25 protein-coding genes and 1 pseudogene are annotated in these 18,288 nt (G+C 57.1%); 7 read left to right on the top strand and 19 right to left on the bottom strand.

Going from position 1 to position 18,288, the window contains the following annotated elements; translation table 11 throughout:
* Positions 1-51 precede the first annotated feature (51 nt).
* From RRF56_RS02655 to RRF56_RS02615, 9 genes are all read right to left on the bottom strand, one after another.
* The gene (locus tag RRF56_RS02655) at positions 52-1,152 is read right to left on the bottom strand and encodes a hypothetical protein (RefSeq protein WP_317033838.1); all 1,101 of its coding nucleotides are present in this window, start codon (positions 1,150-1,152) and stop codon (positions 52-54) included.
* Positions 1,133-1,603, bottom strand: a complete 471-nt coding sequence (locus tag RRF56_RS02650) for a hypothetical protein (RefSeq protein ID WP_317033837.1) — start codon at positions 1,601-1,603, stop codon at positions 1,133-1,135. The genes RRF56_RS02655 and RRF56_RS02650 overlap by 20 nt, the downstream gene beginning before the upstream one ends.
* Complete coding sequence (locus RRF56_RS02645; RefSeq protein ID WP_317033836.1) at positions 1,603-1,953, bottom strand: hypothetical protein; 351 nt, start codon at positions 1,951-1,953, stop codon at positions 1,603-1,605. Before RRF56_RS02645 ends, RRF56_RS02650 begins: the two co-directional genes overlap by 1 nt.
* On the bottom strand, positions 1,922-2,176 hold the full coding sequence (locus RRF56_RS02640) for a hypothetical protein (RefSeq protein WP_317033835.1): 255 nt from the start codon (positions 2,174-2,176) through the stop codon (positions 1,922-1,924). The genes RRF56_RS02645 and RRF56_RS02640 overlap by 32 nt, the downstream gene beginning before the upstream one ends.
* Complete coding sequence (locus RRF56_RS02635; RefSeq protein WP_317033834.1) at positions 2,176-2,856, bottom strand: hypothetical protein; 681 nt, start codon at positions 2,854-2,856, stop codon at positions 2,176-2,178. Before RRF56_RS02635 ends, RRF56_RS02640 begins: the two co-directional genes overlap by 1 nt.
* A gap of 16 nt (positions 2,857-2,872) precedes the next feature.
* Positions 2,873-3,376 (bottom strand): hypothetical protein, encoded by a 504-nt coding sequence (locus RRF56_RS02630; RefSeq protein ID WP_317033833.1) that lies wholly within the window; start codon positions 3,374-3,376, stop codon positions 2,873-2,875.
* A gap of 319 nt (positions 3,377-3,695) precedes the next feature.
* The gene (locus tag RRF56_RS02625) at positions 3,696-5,273 is read right to left on the bottom strand and encodes a hypothetical protein (protein ID WP_317033832.1); all 1,578 of its coding nucleotides are present in this window, start codon (positions 5,271-5,273) and stop codon (positions 3,696-3,698) included.
* A gap of 2 nt (positions 5,274-5,275) precedes the next feature.
* On the bottom strand, positions 5,276-7,714 hold the full coding sequence (locus RRF56_RS02620; protein ID WP_317033831.1) for a hypothetical protein: 2,439 nt from the start codon (positions 7,712-7,714) through the stop codon (positions 5,276-5,278).
* Entirely contained in the window at positions 7,711-8,013 is a 303-nt protein-coding gene (locus tag RRF56_RS02615) for a hypothetical protein (protein WP_317033830.1), read from the bottom strand. Before RRF56_RS02615 ends, RRF56_RS02620 begins: the two co-directional genes overlap by 4 nt.
* A 444-nt stretch (positions 8,014-8,457) precedes the next feature.
* Here RRF56_RS02615 and RRF56_RS02610 point away from each other — a divergent pair, with 444 nt between their 5' ends.
* Entirely contained in the window at positions 8,458-9,534 is a 1,077-nt protein-coding gene (locus tag RRF56_RS02610; protein ID WP_317033854.1) for a hypothetical protein, read from the top strand.
* Here RRF56_RS02610 and RRF56_RS02605 read toward each other — a convergent pair.
* From RRF56_RS02605 to RRF56_RS02580, 6 genes are all read right to left on the bottom strand, one after another.
* Positions 9,519-9,734, bottom strand: coding sequence for a hypothetical protein (locus RRF56_RS02605; RefSeq protein ID WP_317033853.1), 216 nt, complete (start codon positions 9,732-9,734; stop codon positions 9,519-9,521). The genes RRF56_RS02610 and RRF56_RS02605 overlap by 16 nt on opposite strands.
* Positions 9,727-10,158, bottom strand: a complete 432-nt coding sequence (locus RRF56_RS02600) for a hypothetical protein (RefSeq protein ID WP_317033852.1) — start codon at positions 10,156-10,158, stop codon at positions 9,727-9,729. The genes RRF56_RS02605 and RRF56_RS02600 overlap by 8 nt, the downstream gene beginning before the upstream one ends.
* The gene (locus RRF56_RS02595; RefSeq protein ID WP_317033851.1) at positions 10,155-10,604 is read right to left on the bottom strand and encodes a hypothetical protein; all 450 of its coding nucleotides are present in this window, start codon (positions 10,602-10,604) and stop codon (positions 10,155-10,157) included. The genes RRF56_RS02600 and RRF56_RS02595 overlap by 4 nt, the downstream gene beginning before the upstream one ends.
* Positions 10,597-10,959, bottom strand: coding sequence for an HNH endonuclease signature motif containing protein (locus RRF56_RS02590; protein ID WP_317033850.1), 363 nt, complete (start codon positions 10,957-10,959; stop codon positions 10,597-10,599). The genes RRF56_RS02595 and RRF56_RS02590 overlap by 8 nt, the downstream gene beginning before the upstream one ends.
* The gene (locus RRF56_RS02585; RefSeq protein WP_317033849.1) at positions 10,946-13,240 is read right to left on the bottom strand and encodes a VapE domain-containing protein; all 2,295 of its coding nucleotides are present in this window, start codon (positions 13,238-13,240) and stop codon (positions 10,946-10,948) included. Before RRF56_RS02585 ends, RRF56_RS02590 begins: the two co-directional genes overlap by 14 nt.
* A gap of 101 nt (positions 13,241-13,341) precedes the next feature.
* Positions 13,342-13,719, bottom strand: a complete 378-nt coding sequence (locus tag RRF56_RS02580) for a hypothetical protein (protein WP_317033848.1) — start codon at positions 13,717-13,719, stop codon at positions 13,342-13,344.
* A gap of 139 nt (positions 13,720-13,858) precedes the next feature.
* Here RRF56_RS02580 and RRF56_RS26290 point away from each other — a divergent pair, with 139 nt between their 5' ends.
* The 6 genes from RRF56_RS26290 (at position 13,859) to RRF56_RS02555 (ending at position 16,715) form a co-directional block, all read left to right on the top strand.
* The gene (locus RRF56_RS26290) at positions 13,859-14,116 is read left to right on the top strand and encodes a helix-turn-helix domain-containing protein (RefSeq protein ID WP_410510487.1); all 258 of its coding nucleotides are present in this window, start codon (positions 13,859-13,861) and stop codon (positions 14,114-14,116) included.
* A 75-nt stretch (positions 14,117-14,191) separates the two neighbouring features.
* Positions 14,192-14,395: a hypothetical protein gene (locus tag RRF56_RS02575; protein ID WP_317033847.1), complete on the top strand. Its 204-nt coding sequence runs from the start codon at positions 14,192-14,194 to the stop codon at positions 14,393-14,395.
* 83 nt (positions 14,396-14,478) lie between these two features.
* Positions 14,479-14,673, top strand: coding sequence for a hypothetical protein (locus RRF56_RS02570; RefSeq protein ID WP_317033846.1), 195 nt, complete (start codon positions 14,479-14,481; stop codon positions 14,671-14,673).
* Between the two features lie 209 nt (positions 14,674-14,882).
* The gene (locus tag RRF56_RS02565) at positions 14,883-15,821 is read left to right on the top strand and encodes a hypothetical protein (RefSeq protein ID WP_317033845.1); all 939 of its coding nucleotides are present in this window, start codon (positions 14,883-14,885) and stop codon (positions 15,819-15,821) included.
* Positions 15,821-16,525, top strand: coding sequence for a hypothetical protein (locus RRF56_RS02560; RefSeq protein WP_317033844.1), 705 nt, complete (start codon positions 15,821-15,823; stop codon positions 16,523-16,525). Before RRF56_RS02565 ends, RRF56_RS02560 begins: the two co-directional genes overlap by 1 nt.
* Positions 16,518-16,715 (top strand): hypothetical protein, encoded by a 198-nt coding sequence (locus RRF56_RS02555; RefSeq protein ID WP_317033843.1) that lies wholly within the window; start codon positions 16,518-16,520, stop codon positions 16,713-16,715. The genes RRF56_RS02560 and RRF56_RS02555 overlap by 8 nt, the downstream gene beginning before the upstream one ends.
* Before the next feature lie 48 nt (positions 16,716-16,763).
* Here the strand turns inward: RRF56_RS02555 and RRF56_RS02550 are convergent, their stop codons facing one another.
* From RRF56_RS02550 to RRF56_RS02535, 4 genes and pseudogenes are all read right to left on the bottom strand, one after another.
* The gene (locus tag RRF56_RS02550; protein WP_317033842.1) at positions 16,764-17,111 is read right to left on the bottom strand and encodes a hypothetical protein; all 348 of its coding nucleotides are present in this window, start codon (positions 17,109-17,111) and stop codon (positions 16,764-16,766) included.
* 58 nt (positions 17,112-17,169) lie between these two features.
* Positions 17,170-17,784, bottom strand: coding sequence for an FHA domain-containing protein (locus RRF56_RS02545; RefSeq protein ID WP_317033841.1), 615 nt, complete (start codon positions 17,782-17,784; stop codon positions 17,170-17,172).
* Positions 17,771-17,932 carry a hypothetical protein gene (locus RRF56_RS02540; RefSeq protein ID WP_317033840.1) on the bottom strand — a complete coding sequence of 54 codons (162 nt, stop codon included), beginning with the start codon at positions 17,930-17,932 and terminating at the stop codon, positions 17,771-17,773. Before RRF56_RS02540 ends, RRF56_RS02545 begins: the two co-directional genes overlap by 14 nt.
* A pseudogene (locus RRF56_RS02535) lies at positions 17,932-18,288 on the bottom strand (hypothetical protein); the annotation flags it as partial. The gene RRF56_RS02540 and the pseudogene RRF56_RS02535, both read right to left, overlap by 1 nt.

The raw sequence follows: 18,288 nt of genomic DNA, 5'->3' as shown, positions 1-18,288 counted from the left end.
CTTCTACGGTCTCTACAATGTGGGCAACAGAATCAACATCAATAGAGACTTTCATCGTATTACCCTATAAGAACACAATGCAGCCGCTCTCTTTAGGCCGGAGGGGGCACCCGCCGCTACAGTCGATTCCACACTAATTCCTATCAAGTCCAAGGGCAGTATCGGCGAAAATAACGGCAAACTAAAATTGATAATTGAGTTTGCTGGGGCTGTCAGAAACTCAGATTGATTGCCTAAAACAAAATCCCCGAGAATCCCAAGGGTGCTGGGAGTAAGCGATCTAAGCCTAAATTGATTGTAATTAGATGCATCGTAGGTATCGGGCCGACCAATAGTAATTCGAATACTCGAAACAAAAGTCTTGGGGGCAGTTTTTAGGCTGAGGAATGCCAGGCTGGCCGTGATATTTGCCCCTACGTTTACCGCTCCTTGCTCGTAATGAAGGACGCTTAACCATAAACTTCCAGACCACTCCCACTCGCCAACGATCTGCCCGCCGCTGTTCCTTTCTCGCCACACCTGCCCGACGCTAGGGGCGATAGGTTCTGCGGTTTGTTCGTAATGAAGCGCCTGGGGTGGCTTGCCCGACACATCAGCCCAGGCCCCAGATGTAGCCACCGCCGCCAGCCCGGTGATCGTGTTTGCCGGTTGAGAGCCTGTGTGGTTGCCCCTTGCCCGGTTAGCCGTATCGCGGGCATTGAGCTGGGCCGTGCTCTCAAAGGCTGTTAGGGCTCCGGCTTCCAGTTTTAGGCTTAGGGCGGCCTGGGTCGCAGTCTCTAAACTAGCCAGAGCCGCCCCGGTGGCAGTCGAGACGGGCTTATCTAGGTCTGCGGTGTTATCCGCACTGCCTAAACCGACATCTGCCCTGGTGAGCACCACGGCCCCAGCTTTGCCCGCTACAGATTGCACGGGGGCAGCTTCGGCGGCGGCTTCGGCAAAATCGGCGATAGTATCGGCGGTTTGGGTGCCGGTGTGGTTGGCTCTGTTGCGGTTGGCCGTGTCGCGGGCATTGAGTTGGGGCGTGGTTTCGGTGGCCGCTAAAGCCTGGTCGATGACCCGAGAATTAGCGTTTATCTTTTGGAAGGCCACCCGAGGCGGATCGCCTGTGCCATCATTCGGCTCGGTGCCAACGTTAATCGAAGTTAAAGACATCAGTTATATCCACCGTCGTATCTTCACGATCAGCGTAAGGGTGAGTGTCGTTGTCGGCGGCGAGGGGTGGGGGGCCTGCTTCCCTGGCCAGGTGTTCTATTTGCACCAAAAAGGCGGGCTCTGGGCTGCGACCTCGAAAGTTTCGATAGACAACCTTTTGCACCTCTGGCCGCCACAGTATCCCTGTGCCCCTCACCTCTCGGGGGATATCGGCCTGAATGACTAGCGACTCAGCCCTAGGGTAAATGCGCTTCGCGGTGGTGTAAAACGTCTCGCCGTCTTGATTTGTACGAAACCGCACCAGGGCATAGGTTTTGAAAATCACCCCCACCCCCAGGTTTTTGCAGGTAACGCGAAATACCGCGTTACCTGCTGCCAAAGGAGCCGCGCCACTATAAGCCCGCCATACCTTTAGCTTTGGGGCCACCACCCCCAGGCCCTGCCATGGCATTAGCGCCCGATCCTATAGGTGCCCAAGGCCTGTTCATCAGGGCTCTCTGGCTTATAGATCACCGTCACAGGGAACGAAAACGGAATGCCCCCAGGGCGGCCCAGCACCCAGCGGTAATCTTTGCTCGTCAGGCTGGGCAATTTGCGCGCCTTCCGTTCGGCATCGATCGCCGCCACAGTGGCCATGAAGCCGCCTAACTTGGCTATTCTGCCCGACACTACGCCGGTTAAGTCTGGCGGGGCATCGGTGGCCTCTGCTGGGGGCTCTGGCTCCGGTTGCGCCGGGGGCGTTGCTGGGGCCTCCGGTGCTGCCTCTTGCTCAGTAGATAACGCCTTCGAGCGCCTCGTCATGTTCGTCGATTTCGGCTTGTCTGGCGTCGAGTTCTCCACCGTAGACATAATCTTCCCACTCCTGCCGGGTTACAGATTCCATCAGGCCCAGAGAGCCCGCCCTACAAATTAGATAGCCCTCCCCATTGGCACGATCAAAGCTCTCTCGCCAGGTCGGCACCGGTGGGATGTCGGCCAGGGCAAGGTTAAATTCGAGCGTACCGGGGAGGATCAGGTTAGCCATTAGCCACCACCACCAGCGGCGGGATACTCAATCACCTCAGGCCGCTCGATGTTGTAGCCCGCTGCGATCGCCGCCGCCTCTGCGTCGGTGCTGTAGTAGGTGGCAAACACACCGCCGTTATCTTCAATCGAGGCCCGGCCAGGCTTGGTTCTAGAGCCAGTTACCAGGCTTTGGCGCTCGATGGTGGTGTTGATCTGGTTAGCCGCTTGCAGGCCTAGCACGGTGGAGACCCGGTCGAAGTCTACCCGGTTCAGAGGGAAGGCATAGAGAGCCCCGTTGCTTAGCTCTGCAATGGCGGTAACAGAGCGTTTGCCGTCTACGTTGGCCGTTAGGCGTACACCACGCCCCGGCTTGCTCAGAGACCAGCCACCAGCAGCAGCTGCTGCCAGCTTGTTATAGGCCATAAAAGTGCTAGTGGACGCAGGCTGAGAGATAGGGGCGGTCGGGTCTCGCTTGACCACTCGGGCGGGCTTGGGGCTGTTGGCTCCGGTCACCATGATCCGATTAGCGACCGCAGCGGCCTCTACAGCAGTCATGTGCCCCAGCTGGGTCTTAATGTCTGCCCCAGAGATGCCGGTACGAGCGGCCAAATCAACGGTTTTAAAGCCGTAGTGAAGGATCGGGTTGATGGCGACAAAGGTCAGCACATCTCGAAGTTCGCCCCTTGTATATTCGGGCATGGGTTAGGTCTCCTGATTAGAGTAGGTAAGGATCGGCCCCATAAGAGACCACGCCGGAGGTTGCATCAATGCCCATAATCACAGGGATATTAAAAGAGCCCTGATACACTCCGGTGTCGCTGTTATAGGTTCCAGTCACAAAGTTTCTAGAGCTGGGGTTTAGCGCGGGGGTTCGTTCTAGATTTTGGAGGTACATAAGCACCTCAAGGGCATACTTCTCTGGCGTATTGCCTTTGAATGTGCCCCCGGTTCCTTCCTGAAACCCAGCCCCCACTAGATAAGAATTCGCACTTAAAGTTAGATTTCCGTTGCCGTCGATGGCTTGAGAAACCGAAAACTGATAAGTACCACTAAAGGTTTGAGCCTGTTGGTCATGACTGCCAAGAACATTCTCCACCTGACCAGGGTTTACCACCGTACTCAACTGTTTTAGGGAAATAAAGCTCAGTATTTCGTGAGCCTGCCCTTCAGCAGTTGTGCTTTTGATAGTGCCACCTGTGCCCGGTGTAACTGTTGCCATGCAAGCCCTAGAACGTCCATCTGTCCAGCATCCTAGCCTATTCCTTGAACCTGTCAACAGGTGAATCTACTTAGGTTATAACTATCAATACGACAGTACAACATCCATGATTGTCGGTCATTGCACAGAAGGAAAAAACAGACTTATAAATTTATGGAACTTTTACTTTATCCAAAGCTAAGCACTCGATCTAGACGCGCAATTAGAAGGAGGAAAGGCCGCTATGGTAGACCATACGAATATAGACCCTATGGCAACTTGGTCAGACGGTTATCTCAGGAGACAGGGAGAGATCGAGAATGGGTTTTAGATCAACTCGCTAAGGAACGGCAGTATCTGCTGCGTCTAGACGCCGCAGCAGCTCTATGACGTTTTGGTCAAAGTCTGGAGGTTTAGTCGATCGCCACAGATCAAACCGGGCGCGCTTGTCGATGAAATTTCCATCTGTACTGGGGCTGCCACGGTCTAAATAAAGCGTTCTCTGGCGGTTGATGATCGTCAAGTGGCCTGGATAAACGCGGGTGATCTCTTTCCACATTTTGGGGTTGCGCTGGCGTTCACCCGTGCGTTTTTCCTCGGTAACGGTCAGGCCCTTGATTTCTGCTGTACTCAGGGTAAGGAATGCCCTCAGCCTGTCCTCGGCCTCCGCCTCGGTGCCTCCATAGACCTTCAGTGTGCCGCCATTGTTTAGCCTGGCCTTGGCCAGCCAGCGCCCCCACAGGTAACCATTAGGGCCTCCACATACCTGGCGCAGGCGTTCCCAGTCCAGCAGAGCACGCGAAACCTCGGGAATGGTAACGGTTACCCTTGTTAGGCGTTGTTCTCCTCGACGGGCATAGGGCGGAGTTTTCAGGCTGTAGAGGTTGAATTGCAATCTCAAGCCGTCGAGGGGGCGGGCTCGAATGTAGTCGTCGAGGGATTGGCCCACGATTTGACCTAAATCACGATCCTCTACCATCTGGTGGGTGGTGAGAATTGTGGTGAGCTGGCCCCTGACTTCGCTCTCTGGGCCTGCTACCACAAACTTTTCAGCATCATTGGCCCGGTTGGGTTGCACCTCTACCACTCGCTGGGGGCCTTGGTTGATGGTGGCGGCCAGGCGCTGCTGGGCGTAGTAGCCTTCGATCGAGTTAGAGACCACATACCCGGCCTCTATGCAGGCGTCGATCGCCTCCTCGATCAGCTCTTCAGTAAAATTTTGCCAGAACTGGTTAGGGATTTTCTCGACCCGCTCCTCTACGGCCTGGGCAAAGCTCCAGCTAGGGGCGTTGGCCTCTCCCCAGGTATTTCGTACGTTATCCGCATTGCTGCCAAAAATTAGCCCGCCGATGGGGTTGCTAGGGTCTTTTAGCCACCGCCGCGCCCCTTTGTAGAGCCATCCAGCGGTCTGCCGGGCCAGGTTGCGGAATGATTGGCGCAGCACATAGGCGATCTCAAAGGTCAGCTCCTCAAAGGCCTCCTCTGACACTTCGCGCAGCACATAGCTAGCCAGACGCTCGTCAAAGGCAAACAGCGATGTGGCGGGCACAATGCCGCAGGCGAAAAACCCCAGGGCATTGCCAGCAGTGCCCCCCAGGATGCTGCCGTAGGCGCTCCATCGGGCCTTAGCCATCTGGTCTATGCGATCGTCTGGGATGTTCCAGTCAAAGTAATACAACTCGATCGCCGCGCTCGTGAACATCGACCAGAGGTTAGTCAGGCTAAAAACCAGGCTGGGGATCTGGGCCAGAGCTGCCCCGATTAGAAAGCCTCTCAAATTGCCCCAGGTGAATATCTGAGCCAGTTGCTTACCGGCCTGAACAATCTTCTGAAAGAAGCCACCACCGCCCCCACGGTTGCCTACCTGAAGCCGTACTCCCCTGCTGAATAGCTGGGCAGAAGTGAGCGTAAAACCCATAGTTACCTATCCTTTTTTGGGCTGCGATCTCTGATTTGCGGGCCTTCCCCTGGGGGTCTGCCGTAGGGGTTATCGTCACCAGTGGCCGATCTAAACCCGGCCTCCACATCTCTTAGGTAGGCTTCCCAGTCTTCGCCCTGGCCCCCACCGGCGGCGGCCTCATCCACAAAATCGCCCTGCCCTCGGATGTTTTGCCGGATTTGGGTTTTAAGGTCACCCTTGGGATCTAGCCTTCTCCAGTAAACGGCGCGAATAATCGCGGCGGCCTGCAACAGTTCGGCCAGAATGCTCTTGAGGTCTTGCCCGTCTGCATTCTCAAAGCCCCTCACCTTGGCCACAGACTCATTGAGCAGGCCGTCGAAGGGGTCTTGGCCTGGAGTGTAGGCCAGGGGCATATCAACCACGCTGGGGCGGCTCTCAAAGCCTAGAAATTCGGCGTTGGCCTTGGCGGTGAGGTGTGCCAGGTGAGCCTGCTGGGTGGCGCTGCCCGCCTGGGCTAGCGTGCGACTGGTGGTATTGAGAATTTGGGTGGCCGTCACCTGCTGGCTCACCATCATTCCCACCAGCTCTGCCACGGCCTCGGCCATATTCGGCATCCCCACATTTACCGTCCCGGCTGGGGTGGGGATGGGAATTTGCTGGGGCCATTGGCCCATAACCCCGTCAAGCTGCTGCACCTGCCATAGATGCAGTTCTGCCAGTGAGCCGATCTGCAATTGGGAGGGGTTTTGCTTGGCAATTTGGTCTGGCACGCTAACAGGCATACCGTCGAAGCCAATGCCCGATTTGATTTGCTCCAGGCGCTTAATGATCTCTGGGTTGGCCGGGGGAATGCAGCACTTGCCCTCCTCAATGCGGGCGGGCTGCTGTACTGGCTCAATTTGGGGCCTGGTGTTGGGGTTGGTGGTGGTGATCTCTCCAGGGGTGGTGAGGTCGATCGCGGTGCCGGTTGGGGTGGTTGCGGGCTGCCTCAAGCCCACCGGGACAGTGATCGGCGGGTCTGGATTAATAAACCCTGGCGGGTTGATCGACCCGGTAGGGATGGGAACCGGAATAAAGAAGGGTTGAGCGGTTCGCTTGCCCTCTTGGTCGGGTTGCAGGGGGCGACTGGGGCCAGTGGGGTTCAGCGGGTCGAGGGGTTGCTGGGGCTGAGTTGGTGCGAGTGGGTCGGTGTCGGGCTGAGGGCTAGCGGGTGCAGGCGCGAAATTGGGGGGCGCGTCTGGGGCCGCAAAAGGAGAGCCAGCCCCGATGGGAGCTGTATCGGGAACAGGGGCGGGCGATCGTTCTGGCCAAGGTGAATTAGGCGCGGGGGCCGTAGGGCGCGCATTAGGTGCCGCTGGAACCGCGCGCGGGCGGCCTGCGCCATCTGTGCCATTAGGGCGGTAGGGATTGGGCGATCGCTCTGGGGTGGTACTGCCTGTTTGTGGAGCTGGAGGGTTGCCGCCTGTATCGGGCAGGCCGCCAGCCCTTTCGAACGAAAGGGTAAAAGTGCCCTTTTCTTTCGTTCGAAAGGAAACATCGTTGTCTTGAGCGATGGCCCTTGTAGAGCCATCGCCTTGAGTAATTAGCAAGGCCAGGTTTCTCGGCCCACAAAGGCCAGGGTTACTGTACTCCAGGCGAGCATTAGAGACAGGCCCCAAAATATTGAATTCCGATAAAAACTCAATACTCCATGGAACGGTAAGCGACCCATCGCACCAAACCCGATCGAATTCAAGTCGGCCCGATGCTCGGTAGAGTATGCCTGGCATTTGCCCACCAGTGAAGGGTGCAGGGCCATAGATAGGATCGCCAGGCACAACTACAGGCCCGGCCCCAGCTGCTGCTGGGGGAAACTGCCCAGGGTATTCCTCCCCACCGGGGCGAGGGGTGGCCGCGCCTGGCTGTGGGGGAATGCCTACACCCGGCTCTGCCGGATCTGGCCAAAAGAAACCATCAACGGCCCTCCCAATACCACCGCCGACCGCACCGCCGACCGCACCGCCCGCCAGGCCGCCGCCGACTGCACCAACGACGCCACCAGCACCCGCGCCCGCTACAGTGCCCACGCCTGGCACGGCAGAGCCGATCGCACCACCAGCAGCGCTGCCCCCAGCGAAACCGGCCACCTGGCCACCAACCGAGCCAGCTACGCCCCCCAGGCCTACGCCTAATCCCTCAAACAGCCCGGCCCCTTGGTTATAGGCTTGAGCTGCACCGATGCCGCCGCCAATAGCAGCCCCAGCCAGGCCCGCGCCTGAGAGGCTTTGCCTAGCCAGCTGCCCTGCGGTAGGGGCCAAGCCGGGGGCCAGGGTACTATTCGGCAATCGGCCCTCTGGGGTATAAAAAACCCGATTGCCCAAGCTGTCGGCGGCATAGGTGCCGGTTTGCTGCTGGCGCAGAGGAACTGTAGGCCCACCTTGATAGAGGTAGGGATTCTCACCAAGGGGAACAGTCGTCATGGGCGGTATTGCGTTGGGATTGCTGCGGTAGAAATGCTTCGAACATTCACCCAGAATGGTTGGGGTGATGCGCGCCAGGTATCTTCTAGTTCTAAGGAAACGCGAAAAATAATCCGCTCTGTCTTGTTAGCCGCCAGGCCATCTTGAGCCGTGACAACTGGCACTAAAATGCCACCGACAGATTCTTGGTAGTCAGTGGCTTTGTGGAGCTGGTAGAAGGCTCCGTTGGCCCATCCGACCAACTTAGAGAGAGAGTTGACGCTGGCGGGTAAGTCTGTAGCAGGGTTGAAAGCAGTCATCAGGTTACCTATTGAGAATCAGATACAAAATCGCCAGCCCCGCAAAGCCAAGCACATAGGCCAGGGCTGCTTGCTTCCAACTTTGAAAGGGGAAATAGAGAGGAGGGATTCGGCGGTTTTTTTTGCTCACAAGAGAACCACGAATTTGCTCTAATTTTGCCCTAACTCAGCTCCACCAACAGGAATTTATAGGGCTATTCTTAGGCAAGGATTAGCAACCACAACCCAGAATGCTTATATGGCAAGCCTTTTACGTTTACCTACAGAGGTCTGCAAAACCTCCACCCCCGGTTCGAATCCGGGTGTCGCCTTTCTTTTAGCTGGCAATTTTTGAGCCAGAACGACTGTAGACAGGGCCTTTCGGCTCTGTCTACTTTTGTATATTGTTGCTAGTTGTAGCCATTTGTAGTTAATTGAGCCTAAGTTTTTAGGCAAAATTTAGGCATGGATTTTGCAGAGCGGTTGAACCGGGCCAACGGGCGACTTAAGGCGGGCAGAATCCGTGTGCGGCTGCAAGCGCTCAATCAGAAGATTTATGCTCGGGGCACGTTTCCGCCTGCCCCCGGGAGCACGAAAGACGCGCCCTACCAGCAGCGGATCGCGTTGGGGCTGCCTGCTAACCCTAGGGGGTTGTCGCTGGCTGAGGAACAGGCGAAGGCGATCGGCGTGGCCTTAGAGGCTGGCCGGTTTGATTGGGGGCAGTATCGGGGCGATAGTGCCGAATCTGTGGGGGATTGGGTAGAGCGATTTAAGCGCCGGTGGCGGGGGGCCGCCATTACATGGAAAACCGACTATCAGCAGCCGTTTAACAAACTGCCTTCAGAGGCTCCGCTGACTCTGGCCCTGCTAGAGCAGACTGCTGAGAAACGGACGGAAGAAGATTCTCGCTCGCGCCTGCGGGCCTGCAATGCTTATCGCCAGCTCGCAGAATTTGCGGGCCTGCCGGGGGAGGGGTTCGCAAAGCTCAAGGGCAGCTATAGCGCGTCGGCGGTCGATCCGCGAGCGCTGCCCAGCGATGAGCAGATTGCGAGCTGGCGGGGCAAAATTGCTGATCCTGGGTGGCGGTGGCTGTTTGGGATGCTGGCCACCTACGGCCTACGGCCCCATGAGGTCTACACCGCCGACCTGGCCGACTTTCCTACGGTGAGGGTGCATGAGGCTACCAAAACCGGGTCGAGGTTTGTTTGGCCGCTCTACCCAGAATGGGCCACGGACTGGGAGCTGTCGGCGGTGACGATGCCGCCGCTAGAAAATATCGCAGGGTGCAGCAATGCCCAGCTGGGTACAAAAACCGCGAGGGCCTTTAACCGGCTGGGCTTTTGCCAGGCGTATGATCTGCGGCATTCTTTTGCCCGCCGATGCCTTGAGTTTGGCTATAGCCCAGAGTTTGGGGCAAAGCTGATGGGGCATTCGCCAGAGACCCACTGCAAGGTCTATCGGCGATGGATAGATGAGTCTGTGTATCGCGCCATTTATGACCAGGGCATTGAGCGGGGCGATCGCCCTCATGCCCCGGCCTGAGTCTCAACCTGGCTTTGCCACTTTTCGAGGCGCTCACAGTGCCAGAGGTAGGTAAGCCGGGCCGCACTAGGATTTTTAACTTTCCAGTGTTGGCCCTTCTTGAGCTCGCCGTTTTTGCGGGCCGTGGCCAGCACCCACCGGCTAATGCCCAGGCGCTCGCAGGCGGCGGCGGTGGTGAGCCAGGGGGAGGGTTTAGCCATCGATTTTTTCTCCCATTTCATCGACTAGGCGGCAGAGTAGGGCGGCCTGCTCTGATTGGGTTAGGCCTGCCAGCAGCCGATCGCAGTATTCATCTATGCTGGCGGCCATTTGTGGGGGCAGCTCACGGGGCGGTTCGAGGAATAGGCGGTAGGTGCCACTGCTACTTTCGCTGGTGAGCATTTGGGTTTGGGGTAAGGGTTTGGGGGCGATCCACCCTTCGGCTAGGCCCTGGGCGATGGTGGCCGCATCGGCGGCGGGTTTGCAGATGGGCAAGCCGGTGGGGTTTTGTACGTTATCGGGTTGGGGGTTGTCGAGCTGGCGGGCAATTTCGAGCAAATGATCGGCCAGGGCCTCTGGTACGCGGATCGCTCGGGTGGGGCCGCTCCATTTGGCGGGGCGGCCTGCTTTGGTTTTCTCAGTCATAGAGCCTCCACTAGCCGGCGCATTAGTTCGCGGTGATAAGTTTTCCGCACGGATGGACGCAAGACATCAGGCACCAACCAAAGGCCTTGCTGCCCGCTGCATGGCACCGGGTCGATCGCCACAACCTCTGTAAGCTGCCAGCCAATGGGGCCAACAAACCAGGGGGAATCTGATGCCGTCACGTTGCCCACGAATCGGGCGATCGCAACGATTCCGGTGGGGTGTTCATCGCCATCGGGCGGGCAGTCTTGGCCCAGGGTTTGCCGTATCCAGTCGGCAGCCTGTTTGTCGTATTTTTTGCCCGCGTGGATGGCGATTAGGCTGCCTGGGGCTAGGGGGCAAGCCCAGCCGCGATTCTCAACGCGCTTGCCTAGGTGGGCGATCGCGTAGGCCCAGGGGCGGTGCAGGGTGATTGCCTTGAGGGATTGCTTTGTGGGGCTACCCATCGATCGCACCTCCCAGTAGAGGCAATTGCCCAGCTCTCTCGCGTTTGGCGATGCTGTTGGCTTTGCGGTAGGGGGCATCGTGGCGCAGGTGGCAGGGGGCGCAGAGTGCCCGCAGGTTGCTGGGGTCGTTATTGCTGGGGTTTTGGTCGAGGTGGGCGACCGTGAGCGTAAAGCGCTGGGGGTGGTCGAGGTCTTCAGCCCAGTAACCTAGGGCCAGGTCCGAAAAATCTTCCCAGCCCTGGCCAGTGACGCGGCAGGGCCTGCCACAACCAGAGCATCTCCACCCAGCGGCGACTTTAACTTGAAGTGCTATTTCTTCCCAGTTCTCGGGGTATCGGCTTCTATCCATTGGCATCGCTGAGCACCTCCACTTCACCGGGTAAATATTCACGGGTGATCATCCAGCCGTCGCGCTTGACGGCTACCTTTTCGTCAACGTGGGCGACCACCCAGGCGGCCACGCCGTCATAGCGACCCTTCTTGATTTCGACCTTGGCCCCTACCGGGGGAAGAACTATAGACACCTCTCTATCGGGACATAGAGATTCATCTTGGATATTTCCCCTCTTAGGGATTTGGTTGGTCAGGTTGGTCAGGTTGGTCACCTTGCTAGATGTCCGGTGGTCAACGGTTTCTAGATTGTCGTTTTGGGTAGGTTGGTCAGGGGGTTGGTCATTAGGTTGGTCATTAGGTTGGTCACCCCCATTTACATGGGTTTGAACCTCCTCTGACCAACCTGATCCAACCTTTTCTCCAAACTTTGGATTTATCCAATATCTAGGTCTTCTGCCGTTGACCAACCTCCTGACCGACCTCCACCCGTTGATGCGCAGAAGGTTGGACACTCGCATTTCTTCGCGCTTTCCCTGGCGGTCGTAGGGCAGTTGCAGGCCCACGGCTAACACGTCGGCGGTATTCACTTCGCTGAAGTCTTCGCAGTAGTCGAGGATCTTTTTCTCCCATGGGTCGCTGGTGACGTAGTTGAGGGCATCTTCTTGGGCGGCCTGGTGCATCTCGTGGGGCAGCTCCCACCGTTCGCCGCTACGGAAGGCGTGAACCACCGCGCCCCAGATGCGATCGCGCTCGACCGACAGCTGCTGAAAGGGCACCATCGGAATTTCGACCGGAATGACCCAATAGCGGCGGTTGCCGGTGGCGTCGGCCAGGAATTCGGTTTCGTTGGTGCTGCCCACGATGATGCTGGGTCGCTTGAACTCTTGCACCGTGCGGCCATAGGGCGGCCGCACCTGGTCGGTTTGGGTGGTGATAAAGGCCTTGACCGCTGAAATGTCTTTGCGTTTAAAGACCGCTTCAAGTTCGGCCCACTCGATGAACCAGCTCTGGTGTAGCTTTAGCCGCTCGTCTTTGTCGCTGGTGCTGCCTACGGTGTCGTCGAACCACTCCTCTCCTGCCAAAATCTTCCAAAAACTGGATTTACCGACGCCCTGGCCACCACTGAGAATGCAGACCGTGTCTACTTTGCAACCTGGCCAGAATGCCCTGGCCACAGCTGAGATTAGCGTTTTTCTCAGATAGACCTGGTGCAGTTCGCTGGTGGTGCCCAAGAACGTTGGCCCCAGGCTATCAAGCAGCTCGCTATCTGCGGGGTAGAGCTTGGCGCACTGGTTGAGGTATTCGGCCACGGGGCTAAAGTTCTGCTGGCGGGCGATGTGGCTACAGATGGCGGTGCAGTCGGCGTCTGGCAGCTGAATATTGTACAAAAGTGCCAGCTGTAGGCGAAGGCTGTCGAAGTCGCAGGGTTCACCATCTAGCTCTACTTGAGATTTCAGCTCATTCCACCGTAGGCGGTTCTTTAGGCGGTCCGAAACCATTTGGTACCTACGGGCCAAGGCGCAGGGTTCACCCTCGGGGGCTTCGGTGTCGTTTTCGTCGGTGTCGGCCTTCCATTCTTCGAGAGTGGGGGCAGCGGTGATCCTTTCGGTAACCTCGACGCCGGCGGCGATCGCGTCGTCGATGCCCTTCAGTTTGTTATCCCACTCCACCACGTAGACCATGGCCCCTTTGGCGGCGAGCATTCGCCCCAGGTTGTGCAGGGCGCGTCTCACCTGGCGTTTCTCGATAATGTCTCGGTCAAAAAACAGGTAGAAGACTCTGCCATAAGCACAGAACAGCTCCAGCTCTGGCCGTAGCCTCCCCAGCTTGCCGCCGGTGCTCACCCCAGGGATACTGATCGCCGGATGGCCCTCGGTGAGTAGTGCCCCCGCTTTCTTGGCCCCTTCACAGATGCAGATCGCCTGGCTGGTGTCGGTGATGAGTTTGGGCCAGTAGTCTCTATCCTCCATTTCGAGAAAGAGTGGAGCTAGGGCCTGGCGGCTAGGGCTGAAATATTTGCGGGGCTTCTTGGTCTCTGGGTCTAGGGGTGGGTTGTCTGGCTTATATTGAGCCCCGGCAAAGGTGCGCTCTCCTGTAGTGGGGGCAACCCCAGCGACTGCCCACCCTGGTGCTAAATCTGTGCTGTGCTTCCATCGCTTGTCTGTGTTGCGGTTGAGTAATTTGTCTACGTCGGAGGGATCGTCTATGCTCCATACGTTGCGGTCAATGATGTCTGACAACACCGCCGAGGCTTCCCACTCTGAGCGGTGTTCTGGCATTAAAATGCTTGTATGTTCGGGCATCTCTCTGGTTAATAGGGTTACGTTTCAGTGGCGGGGTAGTGACCCGCTCTAATAGTGAAAACGAAGGGGCGGCATCTATTGAGGGTGGCCGCCCCTTTGCTTTAAATGACTCCGTATTCGATCAGCACATCGTGAATTTGGTCTGGGGTGGCCATGGGGTAGACCTGCCGAACGTCGCGGAGAGTGTGGGCCAGCGCAACTAGGGCGGCATTCTCGAAGGCTTCGCCCCAATACCAGGGGCTGTTGAGGTGCGAAATTTCGGCATTTTCGGTAGACCACCAAAACCCCGGCCACGGCTCGGGGTTGGTGCCGTAGGGCAAGCAGCCCCGCATATTGCGATCGACCAAAAGGGGCAGCCAACCTAGCAGGGCACTCCAGGGGCTGCACTGCTGCCAACCCACGACTTCACCGCCGCCGCCGTCGTAGCTAGGTGCGCCTAGTACTGGGCAAAAAGTCGCTGTCAATCTACCTATAGACATACGGTTTCTCCGGTTCTAAGTGACTGAGAGAATAAAAGGCGGGCTCAGATGTGAGAGTCGGTAGCCCGCCTTGTCGTTTCTTGGAGCATAGCAGACTCGGATGTGAGTTGCACATCCGAGCCTGCTATGTTAAGTTCAAATGGTAGACCGAAAAGTGATTGGTGTCGAGGGAGACCCCCCGATGAAGCAGATCAGAGAAATGTTGGGGTTGACGCAGCAAGAGTTTGCCGGTCGGTTAGGCGTGGCTATGTCCACGCTAAGTCGATGGGAGAACGGGAAAGGGAAAGCATTGCTTAGCTCTGGCCAGTTCAAAATCTTGCTGTCAGACCTTGAACCGCACGGCATCACGCTAAAAGACCTGCCAGACGATCTCAGTCGTCCAGCAGGTCAGAGTTAAACCACAAGTTGTAAACCCCAGGGGCAGAGCCGTGGAAAGCAGACCCCTGGGATACCCAAAGAGGGCACTTCCATTATGCCGAAACCACTTCCACCTAAATTCCGCAGCTACTACCGGCGTCTGCACCATCGGGCGGCGATCGAAGCGATGGCGGCACTGATCGACCTCGACCCTAGCTGGGAGAGTAAGGATTTAGCCCCAGTAGCCGCCGACTATGCCGACGATCTGATCGCAGAGCTGAAGCGGAGAGAAACCGCCGGCGACGATATCGAAGACTAATTAAATTTCAATCTTGTAAACCCCAGGGGCAGCCGTCGAAAGCAAACACCCCTGGGATACCCCAACAAGGGCACCTCTATTCTATGGCTTCCCCATCCCAGCAAAAGATTCTCAAGCAAATTGAGACCAAAGGCCACTACAGCACCACATCGGAGCGCAGCGCAAAAGCCGCTAAGGCCCTCCCTGATGTGCAGCATGTCTACAGTTGCGAGATTCCTACGAACCCAGGCAAAACAACCCACCGCTTTATAAAGCGGCAGTCTTGCCTGCCTCAATAGTTCGCTGAGCCCGCGCCCCCAACTCTCCTGGGGGGCGCTTTTTGTCGTTTTAAAGCAGCAAAAATTATGTCCAACTTCTTCATCCTTCTCCTTTGTGCTGGGGCAGCCTGGCGAATGATCGTTTTAGCTCTAGCCGTTGGCCTTTCCTGGTCAGCCATTCTGTTTATCGCTTTCTTCAGCATTCTTATCGTTCGGGTCTTTTCTTTGCTATGACTAATCAATTTTGCGAAGGGGCTCAAACCTCAATCAGCGGCGATAACCAAGGGCGTTCCTGGGAGCACTTTTGGTTAGACCAAACCTACAAATTCTCCAATCAAATTCCCAATCAACAAAGTTGGACACGTACAGATCCCGGCTGGGTTTTGGCAGACAACGGCTACTGCCGCTGGCAAAATACCCCGCCCGAAAGAATGCGTGATTTCTCGCCCAATGGACAGGCCCTAGCCGTAGTAGAAAATGCCCCAGCACCTACCCAAGCAAATGCCATCCATGGGGGCATGAGTGACGGCGGTTTTGGTGTTCTGGTGTTGTTGGCCACCGCCGCCGCAGCCGGGCTGTGGTGGGTCAACCGGGGCAAAAAAACAGACCCCACCTACCACCCCCACGCCGACTTAGATTTATCTCTGCCCCCCATGCGCTACTCGCCCGTAGCCATCGACTACATCGAGATCGAAGACGGGGAAGAGGTGCCCGAGGGTTACGAGCTGGTGACAGAGGAGGAGGGGGACAACCACCCAAAGCACCTGATGCCGCAGGGGAATCGAACCCACGGAATTCCTAGCGTTGAGCCCCTCGAATTCGAGTGGAATTCGCGCGAATTCGAGGGGAATTCGCATGGGGCCGATGCGAATTCGCAAAACAGCCAAGATGCGAATTCGCTAGGAATTCCGGGGCTTCCAGCCGATTCGCAAGACTGGCCCCCAAAAACCATGGGGGCACCCTGCGACCCACTTCAGCCAGAGCAAGCGGGGGAATTTGACCTGTACAGAAAGTACGTAGACACCGATGGCCTCAACCCCAAAGGCAACGACATCATTAAGCGCCTGTGGGGTTGCACCCCAGGCCGTAGCGCTGCCTATGAAGCCGCACGCAACCGACGCGATGCCTTCGCCAAACGCCTCGACTATTACCGTTTTGAGGAAGCCTAATGCCTAAGCGTAGAATCAGAAAAGTTAACTCGGGCCACTACTCCCCAGCCCCCACAGCAGCAGTCACATCTACCGCAATTTCTGTCACTCCGCCAAGGGTTTCCCCCTGGCGGGTAGACCTGGCTTTACTACTCCTAACTGTCGGCGGTTTTGCTGCCATTGGTGCAGATTCTTGGATGAGTTGGGAAGGCTTTTCTACCATGCCGATTGACTGGTGGATCGCCGCTATCCTCACCGCAATTGTGGCCGTTTCTCAGATTGGCTCTGGCATCATTCAAGCGTTAGGAGGAGACCCCTTTAAGGGCATTGGTGGCAGCACTAGCGCAGATGATTGGTGGGGTATCACTCTTAAGGGTTTATATGTGCTCGATATCTTCAGTAACTTTGCTGGGTTTGGGGGCACTCAATACCTATCCATTAATGCCCTTTGGGCCGACCCCCTTGGCACTATTGGCCTGCTGCTGTGGAATGCAACCCTGGCCGTTTTGCTAGCCTTTGGCGATGAGATTCTCTTTAGATTGAGAGACCGAATCGCCATCGGGGCGCAAAAGAACCAGCAGCTCGCTAAGATTCGCGCCATTCAGGTCGAGGCCCATAACAAAGTGCTCGACCACTACCGAAAGCTGGCGGTCGAGCAAGCAGAAGCCGCAGGGCAAAACCTATCGGTGGCCTTTGACTGGTTAGACGGGGGCGACAATGTTTAAGCCCTATATCAAATCCTTCCTAGCCACACCACAACGCCTGTGGGCCTGGTCGAGGCTCTACCCCTACGAGTCGATCGGCTATGGCACCCTGCTACTGTTCCTAGCTCTGGCCGCAAAACCAATCATCGTTGCCGCCGCTTGTGTGGCGATCGTCGGGGGAATCTACTGGATGTTCACCGGCCCGCAATAACATAGACCTCAAACCACACCGCGCCCCAGCCACACCTGGGGCGCTTTTTTATCGCCTATCTCGCAAAAGATCATCAATCACCTTTTCTGCACACCAATCGAGCGACTTGCTCATATTGGCCTGGCGGGTCGAATGCAGCAGCCGCACCGAAACTTCGTAATTATGGGTGTAGGTTGTGATTTTGCTCACCGCCTGGCCAATCTCTCTCTCTGCTGCTGGGGTTGCCCTCTTTCTAGCCACAGGCCTATGGGCCACCTTCACCCGTCGCGCCCGGCTCTGGCTCTGCCCACCCAAACTAAAAAAAGGCGTCTTCACCGCCCCAGAGCGATAGAGCTGGTTGTAGCGAATCCACCACGCCACAAAACCAATTACAGCCAGCGCTAACAATACATCCATGGCCCACCTGCACTCCTACTAGAGTCTTCCCAGCAGGGGCCGCTAATTCCGTACAAAACTAATTGGCTAACCAATCCAGCATCAATATGAAGCCAGCCACCCCAGTAGCCGCCACCACAACCCGGTAAATTTTGCCCTGCACCGTCTGACCGCTGATCACCCACTGCGCCATCAAATAGGCCGAATCGGCATAAGTGCGCTGGGGCTCTGGTGGTGGTGGTGGTGGTGGTGGTGGTGGTGGCTCCGGCTTAGGCAGAAGCTCTATAAAATCTATGGGCACATTGCTAGAAATAGTCGCAGGGCCAGAATCCTCGCCCACCGTATCGTGCTCATCCTCAACCACCCTCACCAGGTTTGAGGCTAGGTAAAGGCGATCGCCTATCCCAATCGGGTGCAGCTCACCCACGGCCAACCGTTTGCCAGCAATAAACGTGCCCTCACTGCTGCCCAGGTCTTGCACTGTCCAGCGATCAGCAGCGTAGCTGTAGGCAATGACGCAATGCCGCCGACTCACATCTCGAATATTGATGGTGACATCACATGTGGGATTACGGCCAAACACCCACTCGCCCTGCCGTGAGCCGCTGGGGGCCTCTAAGGCATAGGTAATGTCTGCCCAAACCGGGTCTTTAAACTTCTCATCAAAATAGAGCGTCAGCTTATGGATCGTCATCGTTTAGGCGGGTGGGGGCGGCGGAATGGCTACCGCCATCCTGAAGCCGCTTGGGGGCTTTGTTGCGATCGCCAGACGTAGACAGCGAGACAGATAGCACCAGGGTGAGCACGAAAGCTAAAAGGGGAAAGGCCAGGTCAACAACCATCAAAAAACCAACGGGATAGCATGAGCGTCGGCTAGGGCCTGCCACTGCTCAGCCGCCCCCTCAGGCATGAGGATTACTGCTTTTAGATGGTCGTAAAGGGCCTGCACCAGGGGCCAATTGTCGGCGATCGCTGCCAGCTTCAAATCTTCCCGCCGAATTGGGGGTATGTCTTCCTGCCACTCAAGGAAGGCAGGATCGGCCATAAAGGCGATTTTGAAGCCCTTGGGGTCTGGCTCTGGGGCCGCTGGCTCTGGCTCTGGCGGGGTGTAGGGTTGCCAGTCGCCGCGATCGTAGGCGGTCTGTAGCGCTGCCTGCGTGTTGGCGCTGGTGGAGTAAGCAGCATAATCGGGGCTGCC

It is taken from the genome of Nodosilinea sp. E11 (assembly GCF_032813545.1).
GTDB lineage: Bacteria > Cyanobacteriota > Cyanobacteriia > Phormidesmidales > Phormidesmidaceae > Nodosilinea.
This window is presented reverse-complemented; position numbering and strand designations above follow the sequence as displayed.